This is a genomic window from Actinoplanes sp. NPDC026623 (assembly GCF_040638275.1).
Lineage (GTDB): Bacteria > Actinomycetota > Actinomycetes > Mycobacteriales > Micromonosporaceae > Actinoplanes.
In genome coordinates, this window is the sequence record NZ_JBEZXZ010000059.1 from 23579 (window position 1) to 43628 (window position 20050).

At 70.0% G+C, this 20050-nt stretch carries 18 protein-coding genes; 10 read left to right on the forward strand and 8 right to left on the reverse strand.

Annotation, left to right across the window (positions count from 1 at the left end; translation table 11 throughout):
• Positions 1-4 precede the first annotated feature (4 nt).
• From AB0F10_RS19340 to ligD, 3 genes are read left to right on the forward strand one after another with little or no spacing between them, the layout of a single operon-like run.
• Complete coding sequence (locus tag AB0F10_RS19340; protein WP_360626395.1) at positions 5-1042, forward strand: LacI family DNA-binding transcriptional regulator; 1038 nt, start codon at positions 5-7, stop codon at positions 1040-1042.
• Positions 1043-1081: 39 nt separating this feature from the next.
• Positions 1082-1489 carry a hypothetical protein gene (locus tag AB0F10_RS19345; protein ID WP_360626398.1) on the forward strand — a complete coding sequence of 136 codons (408 nt, stop codon included), beginning with the start codon at positions 1082-1084 and terminating at the stop codon, positions 1487-1489.
• Between the two features lie 4 nt (positions 1490-1493).
• Positions 1494-2462, forward strand: coding sequence for a non-homologous end-joining DNA ligase (gene ligD, locus AB0F10_RS19350; protein WP_360626401.1), 969 nt, complete (start codon positions 1494-1496; stop codon positions 2460-2462).
• Here ligD and AB0F10_RS19355 read toward each other — a convergent pair.
• Positions 2459-3001 (reverse strand): hypothetical protein, encoded by a 543-nt coding sequence (locus AB0F10_RS19355; protein WP_360626404.1) that lies wholly within the window; start codon positions 2999-3001, stop codon positions 2459-2461. The two genes, ligD and AB0F10_RS19355, sit on opposite strands and share 4 nt — an antisense overlap.
• 174 nt (positions 3002-3175) lie before the next feature.
• Between AB0F10_RS19355 and AB0F10_RS19360 the strand changes: the two genes are divergently transcribed.
• The 7 genes from AB0F10_RS19360 (at position 3176) to AB0F10_RS19390 (ending at position 12426) form a co-directional block, all read left to right on the forward strand.
• The gene (locus tag AB0F10_RS19360) at positions 3176-4288 is read left to right on the forward strand and encodes a sensor histidine kinase (RefSeq protein WP_360626407.1); all 1113 of its coding nucleotides are present in this window, start codon (positions 3176-3178) and stop codon (positions 4286-4288) included.
• A gap of 1 nt (position 4289) precedes the next feature.
• A complete protein-coding gene (locus tag AB0F10_RS19365; protein WP_360626410.1) occupies positions 4290-4967 on the forward strand; it encodes a response regulator transcription factor in 678 nt (225 codons plus the stop codon).
• A gap of 98 nt (positions 4968-5065) precedes the next feature.
• Positions 5066-9340: a GH92 family glycosyl hydrolase gene (locus AB0F10_RS19370; RefSeq protein WP_360626413.1), complete on the forward strand. Its 4275-nt coding sequence runs from the start codon at positions 5066-5068 to the stop codon at positions 9338-9340.
• 78 nt (positions 9341-9418) lie between these two features.
• Positions 9419-9841 carry a PPOX class F420-dependent oxidoreductase gene (locus tag AB0F10_RS19375; RefSeq protein ID WP_360626416.1) on the forward strand — a complete coding sequence of 141 codons (423 nt, stop codon included), beginning with the start codon at positions 9419-9421 and terminating at the stop codon, positions 9839-9841.
• A 316-nt stretch (positions 9842-10157) separates the two neighbouring features.
• The gene (locus AB0F10_RS19380; RefSeq protein WP_360626418.1) at positions 10158-10850 is read left to right on the forward strand and encodes a hypothetical protein; all 693 of its coding nucleotides are present in this window, start codon (positions 10158-10160) and stop codon (positions 10848-10850) included.
• Between the two features lie 5 nt (positions 10851-10855).
• Entirely contained in the window at positions 10856-11203 is a 348-nt protein-coding gene (locus AB0F10_RS19385; RefSeq protein WP_360626421.1) for a transcriptional regulator, read from the forward strand.
• Positions 11200-12426: an acetylhydrolase gene (locus tag AB0F10_RS19390; protein ID WP_360626424.1), complete on the forward strand. Its 1227-nt coding sequence runs from the start codon at positions 11200-11202 to the stop codon at positions 12424-12426. The genes AB0F10_RS19385 and AB0F10_RS19390 overlap by 4 nt, the downstream gene beginning before the upstream one ends.
• 449 nt (positions 12427-12875) lie before the next feature.
• Here AB0F10_RS19390 and AB0F10_RS19395 read toward each other — a convergent pair whose 3' ends face one another.
• The 7 genes from AB0F10_RS19395 to AB0F10_RS19425 all read right to left on the reverse strand — a co-directional run.
• Entirely contained in the window at positions 12876-13511 is a 636-nt protein-coding gene (locus tag AB0F10_RS19395) for a hypothetical protein (RefSeq protein ID WP_360626427.1), read from the reverse strand.
• Between the two features lie 114 nt (positions 13512-13625).
• On the reverse strand, positions 13626-14672 hold the full coding sequence (locus AB0F10_RS19400) for a macro domain-containing protein (RefSeq protein ID WP_360626430.1): 1047 nt from the start codon (positions 14670-14672) through the stop codon (positions 13626-13628).
• A gap of 18 nt (positions 14673-14690) precedes the next feature.
• Positions 14691-15320 (reverse strand): DUF4433 domain-containing protein, encoded by a 630-nt coding sequence (locus AB0F10_RS19405; RefSeq protein WP_360626433.1) that lies wholly within the window; start codon positions 15318-15320, stop codon positions 14691-14693.
• A gap of 390 nt (positions 15321-15710) precedes the next feature.
• The gene (locus tag AB0F10_RS19410; protein WP_360626436.1) at positions 15711-16046 is read right to left on the reverse strand and encodes an EthD family reductase; all 336 of its coding nucleotides are present in this window, start codon (positions 16044-16046) and stop codon (positions 15711-15713) included.
• Between the two features lie 56 nt (positions 16047-16102).
• Positions 16103-17251, reverse strand: a complete 1149-nt coding sequence (locus AB0F10_RS19415; RefSeq protein WP_360626439.1) for an ankyrin repeat domain-containing protein — start codon at positions 17249-17251, stop codon at positions 16103-16105.
• 228 nt (positions 17252-17479) lie between these two features.
• Positions 17480-18076 carry a hypothetical protein gene (locus AB0F10_RS19420; protein WP_360626442.1) on the reverse strand — a complete coding sequence of 199 codons (597 nt, stop codon included), beginning with the start codon at positions 18074-18076 and terminating at the stop codon, positions 17480-17482.
• 141 nt (positions 18077-18217) lie between these two features.
• Positions 18218-20050 (reverse strand): glycoside hydrolase domain-containing protein (locus tag AB0F10_RS19425; RefSeq protein WP_360626445.1); only part of this gene is annotated, 1833 nt, incomplete at its 5' end.

Below are 20050 nucleotides of genomic sequence, written 5' to 3' on the forward strand. Positions count from 1 at the left end.
CAGCATGTCCGTAGCCCGGTCCGCCGAGGGGACCGCCGACGCTTCACCGCGCCGGCCGACGCTCACCCAGGTGGCCGCCCTGGCCGGGGTGAGCCTCAAGACGGCGTCTCGGGCGCTGAACAGCGAGCCCAACGTGGCCGAGTCCACCGGCCGCCGGGTCCGCGACGCGGCGGACCACCTCGGCTACCGGCTCAACGGCATCGCCCGGGAGCTGCGCCGTGGCGGCACCTCCGCGCTTGTCGGCCTGATCAGCGGCGATCTGACCAACCCGTTCTACTCGGCCGTGGCCAGCGGCATCGAGCGCGAGCTGCGCCAGCACGGCCTGCAGCTGGTGACGGCCAACAACGACGAGGACGCCGAGCTCGAGCACGCGCTGATCGACGCGTTCCTCGAGCGGCGGGTGCGCGCCCTGCTGGTGGTGCCGAGCGCCGAGCGCCACGCGTACCTGGCGATCGAGGGCAGCCACGGCGTGCCGTTCGTCTTCCTGGACCGGCCGCCGGTCGGGGTGGACGCCGACGTGGTCGTCATCGACAACGCGGGCGGGGCGCGGGCGGCCGCGGAGCACCTGCTGACCCGCGGGCACCGCCGGATCGCGCTGGTCGCCGACCTGGCTCGGATGGTGCCGCAGCGGGGCCGGATCGAGGGCTTCCAGCAGGCGATGCGCGCCGCCGGCAACGACGAGTGGGAGCCGTTCCTGCGCACCGACGTGCACGACGTGCGCCGGGCCGAACAGACCGTCCGCGAGCTGCTGGAGCTGGATCCGGCGCCGACGGCGCTGTTCACGACGAACAACCGGCTGACCACGGGCGCGCTGCGGGCGCTGAAGGAGCATCCCGATCCGCCGGCGCTGATCGGATTCGACGACTTCGACCTGGCCGAGGTGATCGGCACCACGGTGGTGGCACACGACGCGGTCGCGATGGGGCGCGAGGCGGCCCGGCTCGCCCACGAGCGGATCAGCGGGCATTCGGGTCCGGCCCGCTCGATAGTCATCTCCACCTCGATCATCGCCCGCGGCAGCGGCGAGCGCCCACCCCACTGACCCGCGCGAACGTCCGCCGTCTGCCCTAAGGTTCGAGGGGTGACCCTGGAGATCGGGCGTGCGCCGCTGTCGCGCACGGACGCCGCCGTCAGATCCGCGCGGGTGGCCGGCAGCGCGCCTCTGTCGCGTACGGATGTCGCCGTCAAGTCCGCGCAGGAGATCCGCGACGAGCGCCGCGCCGCCGTGCTGCGTACCGAGGTGGCCCTCAAGGTCACGCTGGTCACCCTCACCTGGCTGGTCTCCGTGTCGCTGCTGCTGGGGTGGGGGATCACCGGGCCGCAGCGGCAGCCGGGCACCATCCTGCTGGCGGCGCTGGCCGCCGTCGTGGGCCCGTTCGTCGGCGCGGTCATCGCCACCCGGCACGGCCAGTTCCGGCTCGGCGGGGTCTACGTCGTGCTGACTCTCGCCATGGTGCTTCCCGCGCTCCTGGTCGTCCGGGCAGGATGAGGCCATGGCCGAGAAGGAAGAGCGCGACGGGGTACCGCTGACGAACCTGGACCAGGAGCTCTTCCCCGGCGCCGGCGCCACCAAGCGCGACCTGGTCGACTACCTGGACGCGGTCCGCGACCGGATCGTCCCCGTCCTTCGCGACCGGCCGCTGTCGGTGGTCCGGGTGCTGCGCGGCCAGGACCGGTTCATGCAGAAGAACCTGCCGAAGTACACCCCGCAATGGGTCCCCCGCACGGCGGTGTGGGCCGAGGCGTCGCACCGCGAGGTGCAGTACGCCCTCTGCAACGACCGCCGCACGCTGCTGTGGTTCGCCAACCAGCGCGCGGTCGAATATCACCCGACGCTGATGACCATCGACGAGCGCGACCGCCCCACCCACCTGATCATGGACCTGGATCCGCCGGAGGGCGGCGCGTTCGACGCGGTCGTGCGGGCCGCCGGGCTGGTGCGGCAGGCGCTCGCCGACGCGGGCATGTCCGGCGCCGTGAAGACCAGCGGGTCGAAGGGCGTGCACATCTTCGTGCCGCTCGACGGCAGCGCCGCCACCGTCGACGTGGCCGCCGCGACCCGGGCGCTCGCGGCCCGCGCCGAGCGGATCGACCCGGAGATCGCCACCACCGCGTTCATCCGCGAGGACCGGCACGGCAAGGTCTTCCTCGACGCCACCCGCGCGGGCGGCGCCACCGTGGCGGCCGCTTACAGCCCGCGGATCCGGCCCGGGGTGCCGGTGTCGTTCCCGGTCGGCTGGGACGACCTCGGCGACGTGACGCCTGCCGACTTCACCGTGCACACCGCCCTCGGGCTGCTGAAGGACGGCGACCCCTGGGCCGAGGCGATGCCGCGGCCGCAGCCGCTCGACGCCGGCCTGGTCGAGCAGGGCCACACGATTCCGGTGGCCCGGGTGGCGGCGATGCACGAGGGCAAGCGCCGCGCCCGCGCCAAGCGCGCCGAGGGCGAAGCCGAGGGTTAGGCCAGGTCGCGCCAGAAGGCGACGCTGGCCCGGCCGGGCTCGGAGGGCACCCCGCCGAACTCGGTGCGGAGATAGGCGGCCAGGTTCGCGCCGTAACAGATGACGTCGGTCTGCATCACCGACAGCACCGGATGCCCGGAGGTGCCGTGGCCGGCCGGCAGGTAGCGGTGCGAGTAGACCGGGATCAGCCGTGGCACGATCACCAGCAGCCGGCGGGCGACCACCACCGCATCCTCGGTGGACTCGGGGCGCGGGCCCCAGCCCTCGTACCAGAAATCGTTCTCGGCCACGTCGAAGAGCACGCCCTCGACCGGCAGGGCGAGCTTCTCGCGAAGCTGGCCGCGGTCGCCGTCGCGCCAGTCGGGCCAGCCGCGCCCGATCGGCAGCGCGGCGGACAGGAAGGCCCGGTGATCGTCGGCGAACGAGATCCCGAACTCCTTCTCGACCGCGGCTATCTCGGAATCGGAGAGCCCCGGCCGGATCGTGAAACGGCCGTAGGAGGCGAGCACATCGGCGGCAGCGGCACCCTCGTCGATCACGGCCTCAGCCTAGAGCGACATACACCGATCGGTGTAGACCCGTACTCGAAGGGAGTCACCGGGACAGACGCCGCGGGGACGACGCGGCGGCACCCCGCGCGACCGTAACTTGCGGACATGACAGTCACCGGGATTCTGGAAACCACGGACCGTGAGGGCGCAAGGATGGGGACCATGCCACGATCGCTGCCCCTGGCGGCCGCCGCGCTCACCCTCGTCGGGGTGCCCGCCGGGCTCGCCCTCACCGGCGGGAACGTGCAGGGCGTCATGACGGCAACCCTGGCGTTCTGGCTGGCGATGTTGATGCTGCTGGTCGGCCGGTGGCCGCTGAGCGTGCTGATCACCTCCGTGCTGTTCGTCGTCGCCATGCGCACCTCGGGCCTCGTCGGCAGCGGCTGGGCCTGGCCGGCCACCGCGGCCTTCGCCGCGCTGGCCCTCGCCGGCCGGCTGCGGGCGGCCGTGGCGGTCGGGTCGCTCACCCTCGGCTACGGCCTGGTCTGGGAGGGCGTCGTCGAGCAGAAGTCGTCCGACTGGGTGCTCGGCCACATCGGCGGGGAGGCCCTGTGGCTGGCCGCGGTGCTCGCCGCCACCGTCGCCTACCGCAACACCCGGCGCTGGCAGCAGGAGGTCGCGGCGCGGCTGCAGCAGTCGCTGCACGAGCAGGAGCTGGACGCGCTGCGGCGGCGCGCGGAGGAGCGCGTCGGCATCGCCCGCGACCTGCACGACGTCGTCTCACACACGCTCGCGGTGGTGGGCGTGCACCTCAACGTCGCCCTCGACTCGTTCGACGACGAGCCCGAGGAGGCCCGCGGCGCCCTGCGGCTGGCGCAGGACGTCCGGGGCCGGGCGATGACCGACCTGAAGTCCCTGGTCGACGTGCTGCGCGAGGGCGACCGGATCGAGCCGCCGGCGGCCGGCCTGGAGGGGCTGACGGGCCTGGCCGAGCAGGTTCGCGCGGCCGGCGTCGAGGTGGCCGTCACCGAGCGCGGCGCGCGCGCCGAGGTGCCGGCGCCGGTCGGCACCGCGGTCTACCGCGTGGTGCAGGAGTCGCTCACCAACACCGTCCGGCACGCCGCGGCCACCCGGGTGAGCGTGACCCTGCGGTACGCCGCGACCAGCGTGGAGGTCGAGATCGCCGACGACGGCGCCGGGGAGCCGAAGGGCGCGCCCGGGCACGGGATCATGGGCATGCGGGAGCGGGTCGCCGCGCTGGGCGGGGAGCTGGTCACCGGGCCGGGCCCCCGCGGCGGCTACACCGTCCGGGCGACGATCCCGATCGTGGCCTGACATGACCATCACCGTCCTGCTCGCCGACGACCAGCACCTGGTCCGGGCCGGGTTCCGCAGCCTGCTCAAGCGCGACCGCGGGATCGTGGTGGCGGGCGAGGCGTCCACGGGGGACGAGGCGGTGCGCACCGCCCGCGCGCTGCGGCCGGACGTCGTGCTGATGGACATCCGGATGCCCGGGCTGGACGGCATAGCGGCGACCCGGCAGATCATGGCGGACCCGGACCTGCGGGACTGCCGGGTGATCATTCTGACCACCTTCGAGACCGACGAGTACGTGTTCGCGGCGCTCGAGGCCGGCGCGAGCGGCTTCCTGACCAAGGAGGTCGACCCGGACGGCCTGCGGCACGCCGTGCGGGTGGTGGCGGCCGGGGAGGCGCTGCTCTCCCCCAGCGTCACCCGCCGGGTGGTCAAGCAGTTCGCGCACCGCCCGGCCCCGGCGCCGGGCGGCGGCAAGCGGCTCGCGGCGCTGACCGCCCGCGAGCGCGAGGTGGTGCAGCTGGTCGCCACCGGGCTGTCCAACGAGGACATCGCCCGGGAGCTGGTGATCAGCCCGCTCACCGCGAAGACCCACATCACCCGGGCCATCGCCCGGCTCGGCGTCCGCGACCGGGTCCAGCTCGTGATCCTGGCGTACGAGGAGGGCCTGGTTGGCGGCGGCGCCGCGGAGCCGAGCTGACATCGATGTCAATCGAGCGTTAGGAAACCTTGCATATCGATAGACTTAGACATGACGATGTGTGCCGGAGGTTCATACAGCCCTGAGAAGGAGACGGCATGCACCGGCCACGATGGGGTGTCGCCCTGTTATCCGTCACATTGATCGCCACGGCCGCCTCGCTCGCCCTGGGCGGCGGCGCCCGGGCCGCGGCGGCCACCTCGTTCGGCTCGTCGTTCGAGACCGACGATCCGCAGCCGGCCTGGACCGACACGGTCGACGCGGACGCGAGCAGCGCGGGCGTCGACGGCAACGTCGTCGTCGGCATGCCGGGCAGCCTGCGCGGCCACGTCACGGCCATCGCCGTCAACGCGGAACCGAACGGCAACGAGGGCGCCGGCAACCTCAACGACGGCGACTCGGCCACCAAGTGGCTCGTCGACACCCCGGCCGGCTGGGCGCAGTACACGCTCGACGCGCCCGCCAAGGTCATCCGGTACGCGCTGACCTCCGCCAACGACGCACCCGAGCGGGACCCCCGGGACTGGACGCTGGAGGGCTCCGCCGACGGCACCGCCTGGACCACGGTCGACACCCGGACCGGGCAGACGTTCGCCGACCGCTTCCAGAGCAGGATCTACGAGGTAGCGGACCCGGCGTCCTTCCCGATCTACCGGCTCAACATCACCGGGCACCCGTCGGGCAACCTCACCCAGCTCGCCGAGCTCGAGCTCGCCGACGACAGCGTGACCACGCCGCCGGCCGGGCCGATGCAGAGCCGCGTCGGCACCGGACCCGCCAGCTCGCCCACCGCCAAGGCCGGCGCGGGCTACACCGGGCTCGCGGCGTTCCAGATCGCCGGCCGGCACACCGCCGAGGGCCGCGGATACTCCTACAACAAGGTCTTCGACGTCGACGTGGCCGTCACCGAGGAGACCGAGCTCTCCTACCTGGTCCTGCCGGAGTTCAACCGCGAGGACCTGACGAACCCCGCCACGTACACGGCGGTCGACCTGGTCTTCACCGACGGCACCCGGCTGTCCGAGCTCGGCGCCCTCGACCAGAACGGCATCGTGGTCAGCCCCGCCGCGCAGGGCGCGTCGAAGACCCTCTACACCGCGCAGTGGAACAAGCGGACCGCGCGGATCGGCCAGGTCGCGGCCGGCAAGACCATCGACCGCATCCTGATCGGCTACGACAAGCCGTCCGGCCCCACCGCCTTCCGCGCCTGGTACGACGACATCACCGTCGCCGAGGTGCCGGCCGCGCGGCCGAAGGCCCATCTTTCCGAGTACGCGGAGACGCGGCGCGGCACCCAGTCGTCGGGCGACTTCTCGCGCGGCAACAACTTCCCCGCCACCGCGGTGCCGCACGGGTTCAACTTCTGGACCCCGGTGACCAACGCCGGCACCACCAGCTGGCTGTACGAGTACCACCGCCGCAACAACGCCGCGAACCGGCCCACCCTGCAGGCGTTCTCCGCCAGCCACGAGCCCAGCCCGTGGATGGGCGACCGGCAGACGTTCCAGGTGATGCCGAGCGCGGCGGCCGGCGTACCCGATGCCAACCGGGCCAACCGCGCGCTGGCGTTCGGTCACGAGAACGAGGTCGCGAAGCCCTACTACTACGGCGTCACGTTCGACAACGGGCTCAGGACCGAACTCGCGCCGACCGACCACGCGGCCCTGTTCCAGTTCACCTTCACCGGCGACAGCTCGAACCTGATCCTGGACAACGTCAACAACAACGCCGGGCTCACCATCGACGCGGCCAACGGGACGGTGTCCGGCTGGTCGGACGTGAACAGCGGCGGTCTCTCCGCCGGCTGGACCCGGATGTTCATGTACGCCACCGTCGACGCGCCGGTCACGGCAAGCGGCATGCTGGCGACCGGGAACCGCCCGTCGACGGGCTACCTGAAGTTCGACACGACGCAGCACAAGACCGTGCGGATGCGCATCGCCACCTCGCTGATCAGCGTCGCGCAGGCCCGGCACAACCTGGACCTGGAGGTCGCGGCCGACGCCACCCTCGACTCGGTGCGCGACAGCGCGCAGGCGCTGTGGGACGCCAAGATGCACACCGTCGAGGTCGAGGGCGCGTCCCAGGACCAGCTCACCACGCTCTACTCCAACCTGTACCGGCTGTTCCTGTACCCGAACTCCGGCTTCGAGAACACCGGCAGCGCCGCCGAGCCGGCCTACCGGCACACCGTGCAGTCCGCGGTGACCAGCCCCGCCAGCACGCCGACGGAGACGGGCGCGCCGGTCAAGGACGGCAAGGTCTACGTCAACAACGGCTTCTGGGACACCTACCGGACGACGTGGCCGGCGTACTCGCTGCTCACGCCGAACGAGGCCGGCGAGATGGTGGACGGCTTCGTCCAGCAGTTCCGCGACGGCGGATGGGTGTCGCGCTGGTCCGCGCCGGGCTACGCCAACCTGATGGTCGGCACCAGCTCCGACGTCGCGTTCGCCGACGCGTACCTGAAGGGCGTTCCCGGTTTCGACGCCGAGACCGCCTACCGGGCCGCGCTGAAGAACGCGACGGTGGCACCGCCGAACGCCAACGTCGGCCGCAAGGGCCTGGCCGGCTCGATCTTCAAGGGCTACACGCCGAGCGACGCGACCGGCGAGGCCACGTCCTGGGCGATGGACGGCTACATCAACGACTTCGGCATCGCGAACATGGCCGAGGCGCTGGCGAAGAAGGACGGCCCGAAGGCGAAGGAGTACGCCGAGCAGGCCGAGTACTTCCGCAACCGGGCGCAGAACTACGTGAACATGTTCGACCCGTCGGTCGGCTTCTTCCAGGGCAAGGACTCGTCGGGCAACTGGCGCAACCCGGCGTCCACCTACGACCCGCGGGTCTGGGGCTACGACTACACCGAGACCGACGGCTGGAACATGGCGTTCCACGCCCCGCAGGACGGTCAGGGCCTGGCCAACCTGTACGGCGGACGCGACGGCCTGGCGAAGAAGCTCGACAAGTTCTTCGACACCGACGAGACGGCCACCTTCTACGGCTCGTACGGCGGCCCCATCCACGAGATGTACGAGGCCCGCGACGTCCGGATGGGCCAGTACGGCCACAGCAACCAGCCGTCGCACCACATCATCTACATGTACGACTTCGCGGGTCAGCCGTACAAGACGCAGAAGCTGGTCCGCGAGGCGACGTCCCGGCTCTACCTGGGCAGCGAGATCGGCCAGGGCTACCCGGGAGACGAGGACAACGGCGAGATGAGCGCGTGGCAGATCTTCAGCGCGCTCGGGTTCTACCCGCTGCAGATGGGCAGCCCCGCGTACGCGATCGGCTCGCCGATGTTCACCAGGGCGACCGTCAACCTCGGCGAGGGCAGGAAGATCGTCGTGAACGCGCCGGGCAACAGCCGGAAGAACGTCTACGTGCAGTCCCTGAAGGTCAACGGCAAGGCGTACGACTCGACGTCGCTGCCACACTCGGTGCTCGCGGACGGCGCGACGCTCGACTTCACCATGGGCGCGGAGCCGTCGAACTGGGGCACCGGCGCCGACGCGGCACCGCCGTCGATCACCAAGGGCGCCGCGATCCCGGCCCCGCTGCGGGACCTGACCGGCCCGGGCCGCGGCACCGCCTCGGACCCGGCCCTGGTCGACGACACCTCCGCCACCCAGGCGACGTTCGCCTCGCAGACGCCGGTCTGGCAGTACCAGTTCGCCGGCGCCGGCGAGCGTGCCGACTACTACACCCTCACCTCGGGCACGGTGGCCGGCGACCCGAAATCCTGGAAACTGCGAGGCTCCTACGACGGCACCACCTGGGCGACCATCGACGAGCGCACCGACCAGGCGTTCGACTGGCGCCTGCAGACCCGCCCGTTCAAAATCGCCGGCCCCGGCCGGTACGCGTACTACCGCCTCGAGGTCGGCGCCAACACCGGCGAGGCGAGCACCACGCTCGCCGAGGTGGAGCTGCTCGGCGTACCGGAACCGGCCTGCACCACGGTGATCTCCGACAAGATCGTCGGTGCGGTGTCGGTGCGCTCCGGCGTCACCTGCATCAAGGCCGGCGCGCAGATCACCGGCCTGGTGTCGGTGTCGAGGGGCGCCTCGCTCTACGCCACCGGCGCGACCCTGCGGGCCGCGGTGACGGCGAACGGCGCGGGCACGGTCTCGCTGCTGCACTCCACCGTGTCCGGACCGCTGACCGTCAGCGGCTCGGGCCCGGTGGGCGTGGAGGCCTCGACCCTCAAGGGCGCGGTCACCCTGCTCACCAACACCGGCTCGACGGTGGTCTCAGGCAACGCGATCGGCGGAACGCTGACCTGCATCGGCAACAAGCCGGCGCCGGTCGACAACGGTCTGCCGAACACCATCGGCGGCGGCCGGCTCGGCCAGTGCAACCGGTTCTGACCTGAACCATCCGGCGCGGCCGCCTCCCGGTTTCCGGCGGGGCGGCCGCGCGGGCCGTCGCCGTTTTAGCATGGCGGAATGTCCGACAACCTCTGGGCCGTCATCGCAGCGGCCAACCTGTGCACGCTCGCCACCATCAAGCGCGACGGACGGCCCCAGCTGTCGGACGTGAACTACACGGCCGACGACCAGACCCGGGTGCTGCGCGCGTCCACCCGGGACTCGCTCGCCAAGGTGCACAACCTGCGGCGCGACCCGCGCGGCAGCGTACGGGTCGCGGGGCCGGGCGGCGCCGGCTACGTCGTCGCCGAGGTGCACGCCACGGTCTCGCCGGTCTCCGCCGACGAGCACGACGCGACGGTCGAGGAGCTGATCGAGGTCTACCGGCTGGTCGCCGGCAAGGAACACCCGGACTGGGACGACTACCGCCGGGCGATGGTCGCGGACGGCCGGCTCGTACTGAGCCTGCACGTCGAGCGCCTGTACGGCTGGGTGATGTAGCGCCGCCAGGTGCCGCCTCGCCGCCTCGCCGCCTCGCCGCCTCGCCGGCGAACTCTGATCCCCTTGTGCGGCGCCGTCGCGGGCCACACCCGCGCTCGGCTGGTCGGTGCCGGGGCGGCTGAGGTGCGTAGATCGTCGTGTGTGGACGACGGACCACGAACAGCAGCCGAGTCGGGGCGAGGGGTGCCCGGTCTCGGCTGACCGCGCGGTTCGCGGCTGGATGCGCGCATCGGCGGGCGGTGGATCGCGCGTCGCGCAGCGGTCTCCTCTCGATTCGGCACTAGCGCCGACAGATTTGCTATGCAAACCTATTGGCATGACTGCTGATCCGCTACCCGCCTATGGCGAACCCCGCCGGTTGCTGTCAGACGTGCATGCCCTGGCCCGCCGGGTGCGCCTCGACCAGCGGCTGACCTGGGTCACGCTGCTGGTGCTCGCCGTGGTGACATACCTGGGAATCTGGTTCGACGTGCACTTCATGTCGGTGCACTGCGCGGCCGACCACGTCTGCCGGTTCTCGCGCCAGGGCGTGCTCTACTACTGGCCCCCCGCTCTCCTGCTGGCCTACGCCGCGATCGCCTATTCGTACATCCGGGTCGCCCGGGCGCGCGGGCTCGGCGCGCGCGTGATGCCGTACGCGATCACCGGTGCCGTGACAACGCTGCTGTTCACCGCCGCCTGGGTGGCGGAGAGGATCTATCTGGCGGGGCGGGCGCTGGCGGACAACCCGCAGCCGAGCCCGCCGTGGGTGCTGTTCATCGATCGCCTGATCGGGCCGTGGGGCATGATCGGGATCGCGCTGCTGGTCCTCGCCCGACTCGAACGCAATTTCGCCTTGTTCGCCTTCACCGCCGGTTACCTGGCGGTGGTGCTGGTGCCGATCAACTTCGGCTGGGTCGGCAACGGCGGCAACACCCGGATGTACTGGGTGCCCGGCCAGGTCATCAGCGCAACCGTGTTGCTGCTGGGCGCGGCCGGCTTCGCCATGGCCCGCCGCCGACGCCGGTGAACGTCATGACCGGCGCCTTCGATCCGGAGGCCGCACACCCGATCACCGGCCTGGACGAGGTGGTGCATCAGCGGGTCCGGCTGGGCGTCCTCGCCATCACGCACGAGGCGCGCCGGGTCGAGTTCGGCTACCTGCGTACCCAATTGGACCTGACCGCCGGCAACCTCTCCAAACACCTGAGCGTGCTCGAAGCGGCCGCCCTGATCGAAATCGAGAAGGGCTACGAGGGCCGCCGTGGCCGCACCTGGATCACCCTGACTCCCGCCGGCACCGCCTCGCTCGCCGACGAGATCGCGCGCCTCAAGCAGCTCATCGCCCGAGTCGAGACCAGCGACATCCCGGAGGACCGATGACCACCGCACTGACCCGCCGACGCCTGCTCACCGCCGCCCTCGCCGCCGGGGCGGCCGGACCGCTCGCCCGAGCCGACCGCTCCTCGGCCGCCGCGGCCAGCCGGCCCGGCCTCAGCCGGCCCGGCCTCAGCCGGCCCGGGCTCGGCCGGCCCCGTCTCACCCTGCCCGCGCCGACCGGGCCGTGCCGGGTCGGCATCGTGTCACTGCACCTGATCGATACAGCCCGTCCGGACCCCGTCGCCGGCCCGGGTCACTACCGCGAACTGATGGTCAGCGTCTGGTACCCCGCGACACCGGACGCCCGGCGCCATCCGGCAGCGGTGTGGCTGCAGGACGCGCCGTTGCGCGGCCTGCTCGCCGACAACGACCTCCCGGTCGACGTCGCCGCGACACCGCTCACGGCCGGGCGCGACGGAGCCCCGGCGCTGCGGGCACTCGGCAGGCGGCCCGTCATCGTGTTCTCCCACGGCTCCAACGGACACCGCTCCGAAACCACCGTCATCGTGCAGGAACTAGCCAGCCACGGCTACGTCGTGGTCACGGTCGACACCCCGTACGACGCGTTCAGCGAATTCCCCGACGGCCACCTCGCCGTCCCCAGCGAGGACGTGCCGACCACGCCCTGGGACCACGCCGACGACATCCCGTTCGTCCTCGACCGCATCGAAGACCTCGCCGCCGGCCGCAACCCCGACGCCGAGCACCACCGGCTGCCGGCCGGGCTGGCCGGGCTCCTCGACATGCGCCGCGTCGGCATGTTCGGCTACTCCAAAGGCGGCACCGCGACCGCCCTGGCCATGATCGGCGACCAGCGGATCCGGGCCGGGCTCAGCCTGGACGGCCCGATGCAGTGCCAGCCACCGATCACCACCGACATCGACCGGCCATTCCTGATGATGACCGCCACCTTCACCAGCGCCGCCGACACCAGCGCCGCCGACTTCTGGACACATCTGCGCGGCTGGCACCGCAACCTGCAGATCGACGGCGGCACCGAGCTCTCATACTCCGACGCCGTCTGGCTGCTCCCGCAGATAGCCCGCCTCACCGGCATGAGCGACACGGACCTGGCCGGCTGGATCGGCACGTTCAGCCCGAGCCTGGCAGTCCAAATCCAACAGGCGTACCCCCTCGCCTTTTTCGACATGCACCTACGCCACCGCAGGCAACCCCTGCTCGAACGCCCGAATTCACCCTTCCCCGGGGCGCACTTCATCCCCTGACCCGCCTGCCCCGGCGTTGAACCGGGAACGGGCTGAGTGCCGCCGGCTCAGTCTGCTGCGGGTCCACCAGGAAGGAGACCCGGTGCGATGACACCCGTATCAGCACTGGCCCAGGGTCGGCGCGTACAGGTGTTCGTAGGTCCCGCTGAGTCTCACTCAGGACCGCTTGATCTCACTGTCGTGTCGTATACGTGTCGGCGATCAAGCCGCCTTGACCGGCCGCTCCCCCTCCGGCGTGTCAGCCGCCGTTAGGACCGCCTCAACCCGTCGACGGGCCGCTTCATCCTGGCCATAGACGCACTTCGCGTACACCGCGTGAGGATGTGCACGCTGTGTCCGGCCCCCTCGGCGACCTTGGTAGCCGGATCCAGCGTTCACCCAAAGCGACACGGCGGCGTGCCGGAGGTCGTACGGGCGCCGGGCCAGCCGCGAGCGGATCTGCACGGGTGTCAGAACGGCCTCACGAGCGTCACGCCATGCCTTGCCTTGCCGTAGGTCTTGCTCGGGATCGGCCGGCCCAGCGTCGGCACGAACCGACCGCCGGGCCCGCGCCTGGTTACGAACAGCCGGCCATCCTTCGACGGCTTGTACTCGGCAAGGTGATGATCGAGAAGGGCCACCAGTGCCGGTGGCGCGGGGACATCCCGGGTCGCGGAGTCGGCCCAGTGCTTGAGGCCACGCCGCTCGATCGTGCCATCCGCGTCGCCCCACCCGTTGCCCACCGCAACCGTTGACCCGGTGAGGCGCAACATGCCCCATCCGCCCGTGGCGGTCGGGCGTTCGAACTCCTCCTCACGGAGGTTGAACACTTCCTCGGGCCGCAGGGCCGAGTAGTACATACAGCCTAAGAACGCTTCAAGCTCGGGAACGCTGGCACGCACGACTGCGAGCAGGGCGCGGGCCTGCTCGGGATAGACCACCGCTTTCCGGTCGATCTCGTCGTTGTGCTTCGGAGCCACCGAGCTCACGACGGACAGCGGATGAACCTCCAGCAGACGTAGCTCGACTGCGTACTTGAGAGCGCCCGAGAACACAGCACGCTTCCGGGCGACAGTGCTGGGCGACGCGGCCTTACCGTCCTTCATTCGGAGCGCGAGCGTGTCGAGCGCACCGTCAGCGGTAGTGGGCGGACCGCGAGGAGGAGAAGGAGCCACACTGACAAGGAACCAGCAGCTCGACCGATTGCGCTTCCCCTTCCACTACTCCTCAACAGCAGGCGCGAACTCATGCCTCACCAGCTGATCAATTGCACGATCTATCTGACTCTCCTTGAACAGGCGAGCCTTCCGCGGAGTCCACGACGCGACGTAGTCGTATATTTTCCGCCGGCTGCCCTCTGCCAGTCCAGCGTGCGTCAGCGCCCAGTGCGCTGTTGCCAAGAGTTCTAGCCCGTAAGGCGTTTCCCAGTCGTCGACCAAGAGTGAGACCCTGGCAAGCCGGTTTAACGTTTCCGGATGGTTGCGGAGAAAGGTTGACGCGCGCTCGTCTGCGCCCTCCACCAAGCCGATATGCGGCTCGCGACTCCGGTCCCCGTAACCGACTGTGTAATGGCCTTCCATGGCGATTAGCACATGATTGAGATTCTCTGCGTATGGCCCGTAGTGTGCTCTCACATACTTGAGCCTTAGCGCCTCACCGCTCTCTTGTAGGAAGTAAGCCAGCTTCTGAACCTCTAATGCTGAGAGCCGATACCAGTCAAGCGCACGATACTGCTTCAGTAGAAGCAGTAGAGCGGCCCGACCTAGCGTCATCTTCGGCCGTTCAGTGCGAATAGGCATATTCTCGGCCTCAGGCGCACCATTTGGCGGAAACAGTAGGACCTCTACGTCTAGGTCTTTGAGTGAAGCAACGATCAGCGGGTGAACGTCTGACCAGTTCAACCCTCCGTTGCCGCAGCCAAGTGGCGGCAACGCAATGGATTTGATCTGATACTCTGCGATCACTCGCACCAGGTCTTGCAACCCGGAAGCAATGTCGCCCAAACGACTATTGCCGCGCCAGTGACGCTTGGTTGGAAAATTGATGATGTAGTGGGGCGACTGAATTTGACCAGTCGACCACACGAACATACGGCCAGGTACAACGTCGCCCTTCTTAGCAGCACGTTCGTACGCCCGAAAATTTCCGGGGTACGCCTGCCGGAACTGGAGCGCTATACCCTTTCCCGCCACCCCAACCGTGTTAACGGTGTTCACCAAGGCTTCCGCCGACGAGTCCAGCAGATTACCTTCCGTCTCCTTAATCACTTTGTCACCTCCCGCACCCTAGTACTCATAATACCATTCCGGTTGAACGGAACAAGGTAGATCGATACCTACGTCGCGCAGCAGTCGCTCGACTTCATTCTTCATCTGCACCGTTCTAGTACCTACTGCCCGGAACATATTCAAGTCAATCGTCTGGTGCACGAGGAACTCGGCCTGGCGTCGTCGCATCCGGTCAGGATCATCGTCAGTGTCATTCCACATCCTCTCCTTCATCAAGGGAAGATCAACGGATTGCAGGTCTGCCAGATCTGCATAGAAGGCCTTCGGCTCCCTGATTGGGTGACCATCGGTGAATGCGAACTCCAAGCCGGCCGACGCAACGTCCTCGGCATAGGTGGCAAAGTAGACAAGATCGTCCTGACTTTCCGGCTTGCCCGTGACTCGGCCGTTCTTGTAGACGTACAACATCGGAGAGCGCGTACCGAAGTAGAACGGCACGTAGTCCGCCAGGGTCCCCCCGGGCGGTACCTCCACTGGGGTGGTGGAGCGCTTTTGCTTTAGGTCGGAGTACGCGATATCGCGCGCAGTCAGATCGGACTCTCGGCACAGTCGATCACAAAGCAGGCAACTCGCACCAAGGATCTTGGGCAAGTTCGCCTTGTGGGTGAAGTGATAGATCGGTGTCACACCATCCGCCTACGGGCCACCATGCGCAGTTCATCGTTGATCCGCAGGCTACACACCGAGTACGACAGAATTCGATCAGCGGGTGCCCCGCCACCTCCCGGGCGCAGCGGCCCCCGGCAGGCGCCAGGTAGCGGCCCTCGCACCGGATCCTGGCGAGTCGGCCAGGCCACAGGATCCGGCCCGGGCAACAGGACCTGCTCACCTCGATGTGGGCACCCGTCCGACGGCGCGAGTGGCTGTGTCGTATGCGTGTCGCCTCGCGTCAGCCCGTGCTCAGCCACCCTCGTCGGCGGCTTGCATGCAGCGGACTGTGAATCCGTCGCAAAGCGACAGAGGCTCACATCAATAAGGCATGGCCGCAACGTCCGACCGAACGCCTACCGGTCTGCCTCAGTCGGTGCCATCCTGCACCGGGTAGTGGATAACGACCGCACCGCCGGTGGCGTAGTTGGCGACATCGGTGGCCACCCGCTGGCCTTGCGGCGACGCCCGCGCCGTGGCCATGGCGGCGGCGTCAGCGAAGTCGCCTTCGAAGACCGCGAAATATGGCGCTTCTCCGTTGGTCGCCGCCACATCGAAGCTGTAGCGCCACCCAAGCAGGCCGGGCAGATTCATGACCAGTGGAAGGTGGTTGGTCACGTAGTAGTCGCGGAAGTGGTCAGGGTCGGCGGGCTTGGAATACAAGACCACCAACTTATGCATGACGATCTCCGTCCACTCTGCCAAGGACGGGACGGTAACACTCCGGGTGACCTGAGAGCGAGCACACCGCCGGCCACAGGTCAGGGCAACTGGGCATCGAGTTCGTCGAGCACGTCGCGGACATACTCCTGCCCGAGCCCGTCCGGCAGTGCGACGCGGACCGCGTAGGCGAGCTCCACGAATGCCTGCCGTACCGTGGCCAGTTCCTCCCTGGACAGCTCGATGCGGTGCCACGACGCCGTGGGCGACTTGGCCGGCTCGTCAACGAGCCTGTGGGCGACGGTCTGGGCCAGGGCGTATGGGGTGCCGGTGCGCGTGTCCCACTCGTCATCGCCCAGTTCCTCCGCCGCGCACGCGAGAAGCTGCCCCCAGCGGCGGAAATCCGCCGGGTCGCCGCGCAGCTCGTACCCCGTGGGATGCAGCCGCACTGCCGTGCGGGCGATCGGCACGTCGTCCAGGCCAACCATCCTCTCGCCGAGTTTGAACTGAACGTTCTGCCGCTGCCAGCCCCGCGCGATATCGAGCGCGCCCGCCTGGTCGGCACCGGCCAGCAGCAGCACGGTGCTCACGGCTTGCTCGTTGCGTTCGATGGCATGCATCAGCGCGGTGTGCCCGTAGCCATCGAGCGCGTCCGGATCAGCACCCGCGGTGAGCAGCACGTCAACGGCGGCCTGGTCACCGCGCCGAGCGGCGAGGATGAGCGCTGGGGTGCCGTCGGAACGCCGCGAGTTCGGATCAGCGCCGTGGCTGAGCAGCATGCGGATCGTGGCGGGTGCGGCCGACCTCAGCACGGCCTGGACGATCGGGGTCTCCTCGCCAGGCGCGGCATCGACACCGAGCTCCAGCAGGTACCGCAGGACCTCCAACGCCGCGGCCCGGGGCCTGTGCCCAGTGGCGGCGATCGCGGTGACGAGCAGGCTGCCACGGCCGGTGCCCTCGACCTCGAGCGCGCCACGATCGACGAGTAGCCGGATGACATCGAGGTGGCTCTCCCTCACCGCCGACCGCAGCGGTGACTCGTACTGCGGCCTCCTCGCCCGCAGCGACGCCCCCGCTTCCACCAGCAACCGGGCGATCTCCAGCCGCCCCTCGCCCGCCGCCTCCGACAGCCCGGTCACGGCGAAGCGGCCGGCGGCGGAGTCCGGGTCGGCGCCGTCTGCGAGCGCTTTCGCCACGGCCGCCGGATCGGCCGCACGGACGGCCGCAACGAGCTGTGCATCATGATCCATGCCAGCGACCCTATGGGGTTCGTGTCGGCGGATGCGTTCCAGAAGCGACCCTTCCGTCACTGGTGTCACTCATGTCACTCCGTGTCAGCGTTGCCACAGGGTGTCGTTCCGGTCGACGCCGTGCCGCACCAGTCGGCGACCGTCACCGGGACGGCCGACGTGTAGCCGTCCGCGTACCGGGCCCATAGGCCCGGGGCTACGAACCCCGGGCCCTCATGGCGTGCGGTCCTACTGCCGGGTCCAGGTCCAGTCCTTGATCAGCACCTCGTGCTGCGGGGCGGACGTCGCTGCGGATCCGGGGTAGATGGAGATCGCCTCGGCCTGCAGACGTGCCGCGACCTCGGTGCCCCAGCCGTTCTTGGGCGTCCGGGAGTACGGCGCCGCGATCTGGGTGCCGTCGATGGAGAGTTCCACCCGCTGGCCGGCCGGGTCCACCAGGAAGGAGACCTGGTGCCAGGCCGTGTCCGGCTTCAGGTAGCCGGCCGCCGCCCAGGAGCTGCCCGTCCATACCCGGATCTTGCCGAAGTTCGAGTCCCACGGGTTGAGGACCCACTGGAACGCGGTGCCGTGGTCGACCCGGGTGTTCGCGCCGTCCCAGACGAACAGGCCGCCCTCGACGGTCTGTGCGTTGCGGGGGCCGCCGGCCGTGGACGGCACGAAGGGCATCTGGAAGGAATAGCTTGCCTGGTGCACGAGCGCCATCATGGACGGGTCCGTGATCGGCTTGTACGTGATGTTGTGCGCCATGATCCCGCGGTTGAGGATGTTGGCGCGCAGCCGGGAATCGGTGCCGCGGTGCTCGGTGGTGATGTCGGCGGCGTTCACCGGCGCCTGGCCGGCAGCGGCATAGACGCCGTCGCCGACGACGGTCGTCGGCCGCGGACGGACGACTGGTTCAGGTTAGGCATGAGCCCTAATCGACAGGCCGCCGATGACTCAGAAGGTCATTGCACTGTGACCCATGTATCAGCGATACGCCAGGGTCAGCGCGTACAGGTGTAGGCGGGGGTCGTTCGGGAGGGTGATCGAACGGACCTGTTTGCCCTCGGCCACGGGGATGCTCAGGCCGAAGAGGCTGACCGGTGGGCCGTCGATTCCCTGGCCGGCCTTGATGCGGTGGGGCATCGCGAGCACATTTGTCGTTCCGGTCGACGCCGTGCCGCACCAGTCGGCGATCGTCACCGGGACGGCCGACGTGGTGCCGTCCGCGTACCCGATGGTCAGGGCGGCGGTGACCGGGCCGTTGTGGGTCGTCGCGACGAGCTTGATCGCCGCGTGGTCGCCGGCCGGCAGCAGCAGTGACTGGCCGCGGGCCTTGACCATGTTCTTCGCGGTGCCGGTCGGATCCGGCGCCTGATAGGTGGTCCCGTCCCAGGTCACCGGGCCGGCGGCGGGCAGCAGGTCGGCGTCGTAGCTCCAGCCGCCGCCGTCGAAGTCGCCCTCGGCCGGTGCGGCGACGGTCGCCGTGCCGTCGGCGTTGCGCTCGTTGCCGAGGTCGACGGGGCAGGCGCCGCCCGTCGTCGAGGCGCAGGTGACCGGTTCGCGGACGGTGATGGTGGCGGAGCGCTCGACGGTCCGGGTGCCGGGCGCCGCGACCGAGACCGTCACCGGGTACTGTCCCGCGGCCGTTCCGGCCGGCGCCCGCACGGTCAGCGTCGCGGTGGTTCCGATCGGGAGGTGCCGGGTGATCAGGGTCCTGGGGTGCCGCGGGCTGACCCGCACCTGCCAGCCGGCCGGGGCGGTGGCGGTGATCCGGGGCCGGATGGCCAGGGGTGCCTGCGCGACCACGTCCACCTCGAACGCCGCCTGCTGCGCGGTGGGCGAGCCGGCGGGCAGGGCCGCGGTGGACGGGCGGACGGTGGCGTCCACGTGGGTGCGGCCGTCCGCCGGGGCCCGGTTGACCGACGGTGGCTGGGCGGCGGCCGACGTGCCCCACTTCGACGGGGCGGCGCCGAGGTCGTGGCGGAGTGTGCCGCCGGCGGCGACCGCGGACCAGTCGAGCCAGGTCTTCGCGACGGGGGCGCCGTTGAGCCGGACCCGCCGGATGTAGCGGTCGGTGTCGGAGGCGCCCGGCGCGGTGATCACGAGCCTGTGGTCGCCGATCGTGACGGTCGCCTCGGGGAACTGCGGGCTGCTCACGGCCAGGAAGTTCGCGCCGCTCATGGTCGGGTAGAGGCCGAGGGAGGAGAAGACGTACCAGGCGCTCATCGTGCCGAGGTCGTCGTTTCCGGTCATGCCGTCCGGGCCGGTGGTGAACAGCGTCATCGCGGCCCGGACCACGGTCGCGGTCTTCGCGGGCGCCCCCGTCCACAGATACATGTACGGAGCCAGCAGGTCCGGCTCGTTGTTCGGGTTGTACGTGGCCTTCGCGTAGTAGTCGTAGGGGCTGGCGATCCAGTCGGTGCGCGCGGTGCCGGCGGGGTCGGTGAGCAGCTTGTCGTAGACGAAGAAGTCGTCCAGCCGCCGCTGCGTCGCCCTGCGCCCGCCCATCAGCGAGACCAGCCCGGCCGGGTCCTGCGGCACCAGCCACTGATATTGGAAGGCGCCGCCCTCGTGGAACTGCTCGCCGGCCGCGACCGGGTCGTACGGCGTCAGCCAGGTCCCGTCGGCCGTCCGCGGGCGGAACTGCCCGATCGAGGAGTCCCACAGGTTGCGGTACCACTGCCCGCGCCCGGCTAGCAGCCTGGCGTCGGCGGTCCGGCCCAGCGCGGTGGCCATCAGGGCGAGGGAGGCGTCCGCCGCGGCGTATTCGAGGGTGGCCGAGGCGGGGTGGACGCAGTCGTTGTCGCCGCCCTGGTG

Bases quoted from the DNA above. Each gene is read 5' to 3' on its own strand.
- AB0F10_RS19340 (WP_360626395.1), top strand. From the start codon at position 5: ATGTCCGTAGCCCGGTCCGCCGAGGGGACCGCCGACGCTTCACCGCGC.
- ligD (WP_360626401.1), top strand. From the start codon at position 1,494: ATGGCCGAGAAGGAAGAGCGCGACGGGGTACCGCTGACGAACCTGGAC.
- AB0F10_RS19360 (WP_360626407.1), top strand. From the start codon at position 3,176: ATGCCACGATCGCTGCCCCTGGCGGCCGCCGCGCTCACCCTCGTCGGG.
- AB0F10_RS19365 (WP_360626410.1), top strand. From the start codon at position 4,290: ATGACCATCACCGTCCTGCTCGCCGACGACCAGCACCTGGTCCGGGCC.
- AB0F10_RS19370 (WP_360626413.1), top strand. From the start codon at position 5,066: ATGCACCGGCCACGATGGGGTGTCGCCCTGTTATCCGTCACATTGATC.
- AB0F10_RS19375 (WP_360626416.1), top strand. From the start codon at position 9,419: ATGTCCGACAACCTCTGGGCCGTCATCGCAGCGGCCAACCTGTGCACG.
- AB0F10_RS19380 (WP_360626418.1), top strand. From the start codon at position 10,158: ATGACTGCTGATCCGCTACCCGCCTATGGCGAACCCCGCCGGTTGCTG.
- AB0F10_RS19385 (WP_360626421.1), top strand. From the start codon at position 10,856: ATGACCGGCGCCTTCGATCCGGAGGCCGCACACCCGATCACCGGCCTG.
- AB0F10_RS19390 (WP_360626424.1), top strand. From the start codon at position 11,200: ATGACCACCGCACTGACCCGCCGACGCCTGCTCACCGCCGCCCTCGCC.
- AB0F10_RS19395 (WP_360626427.1), bottom strand. From the start codon at position 13,511: ATGAAGGACGGTAAGGCCGCGTCGCCCAGCACTGTCGCCCGGAAGCGT.
- AB0F10_RS19415 (WP_360626439.1), bottom strand. From the start codon at position 17,251: ATGGATCATGATGCACAGCTCGTTGCGGCCGTCCGTGCGGCCGATCCG.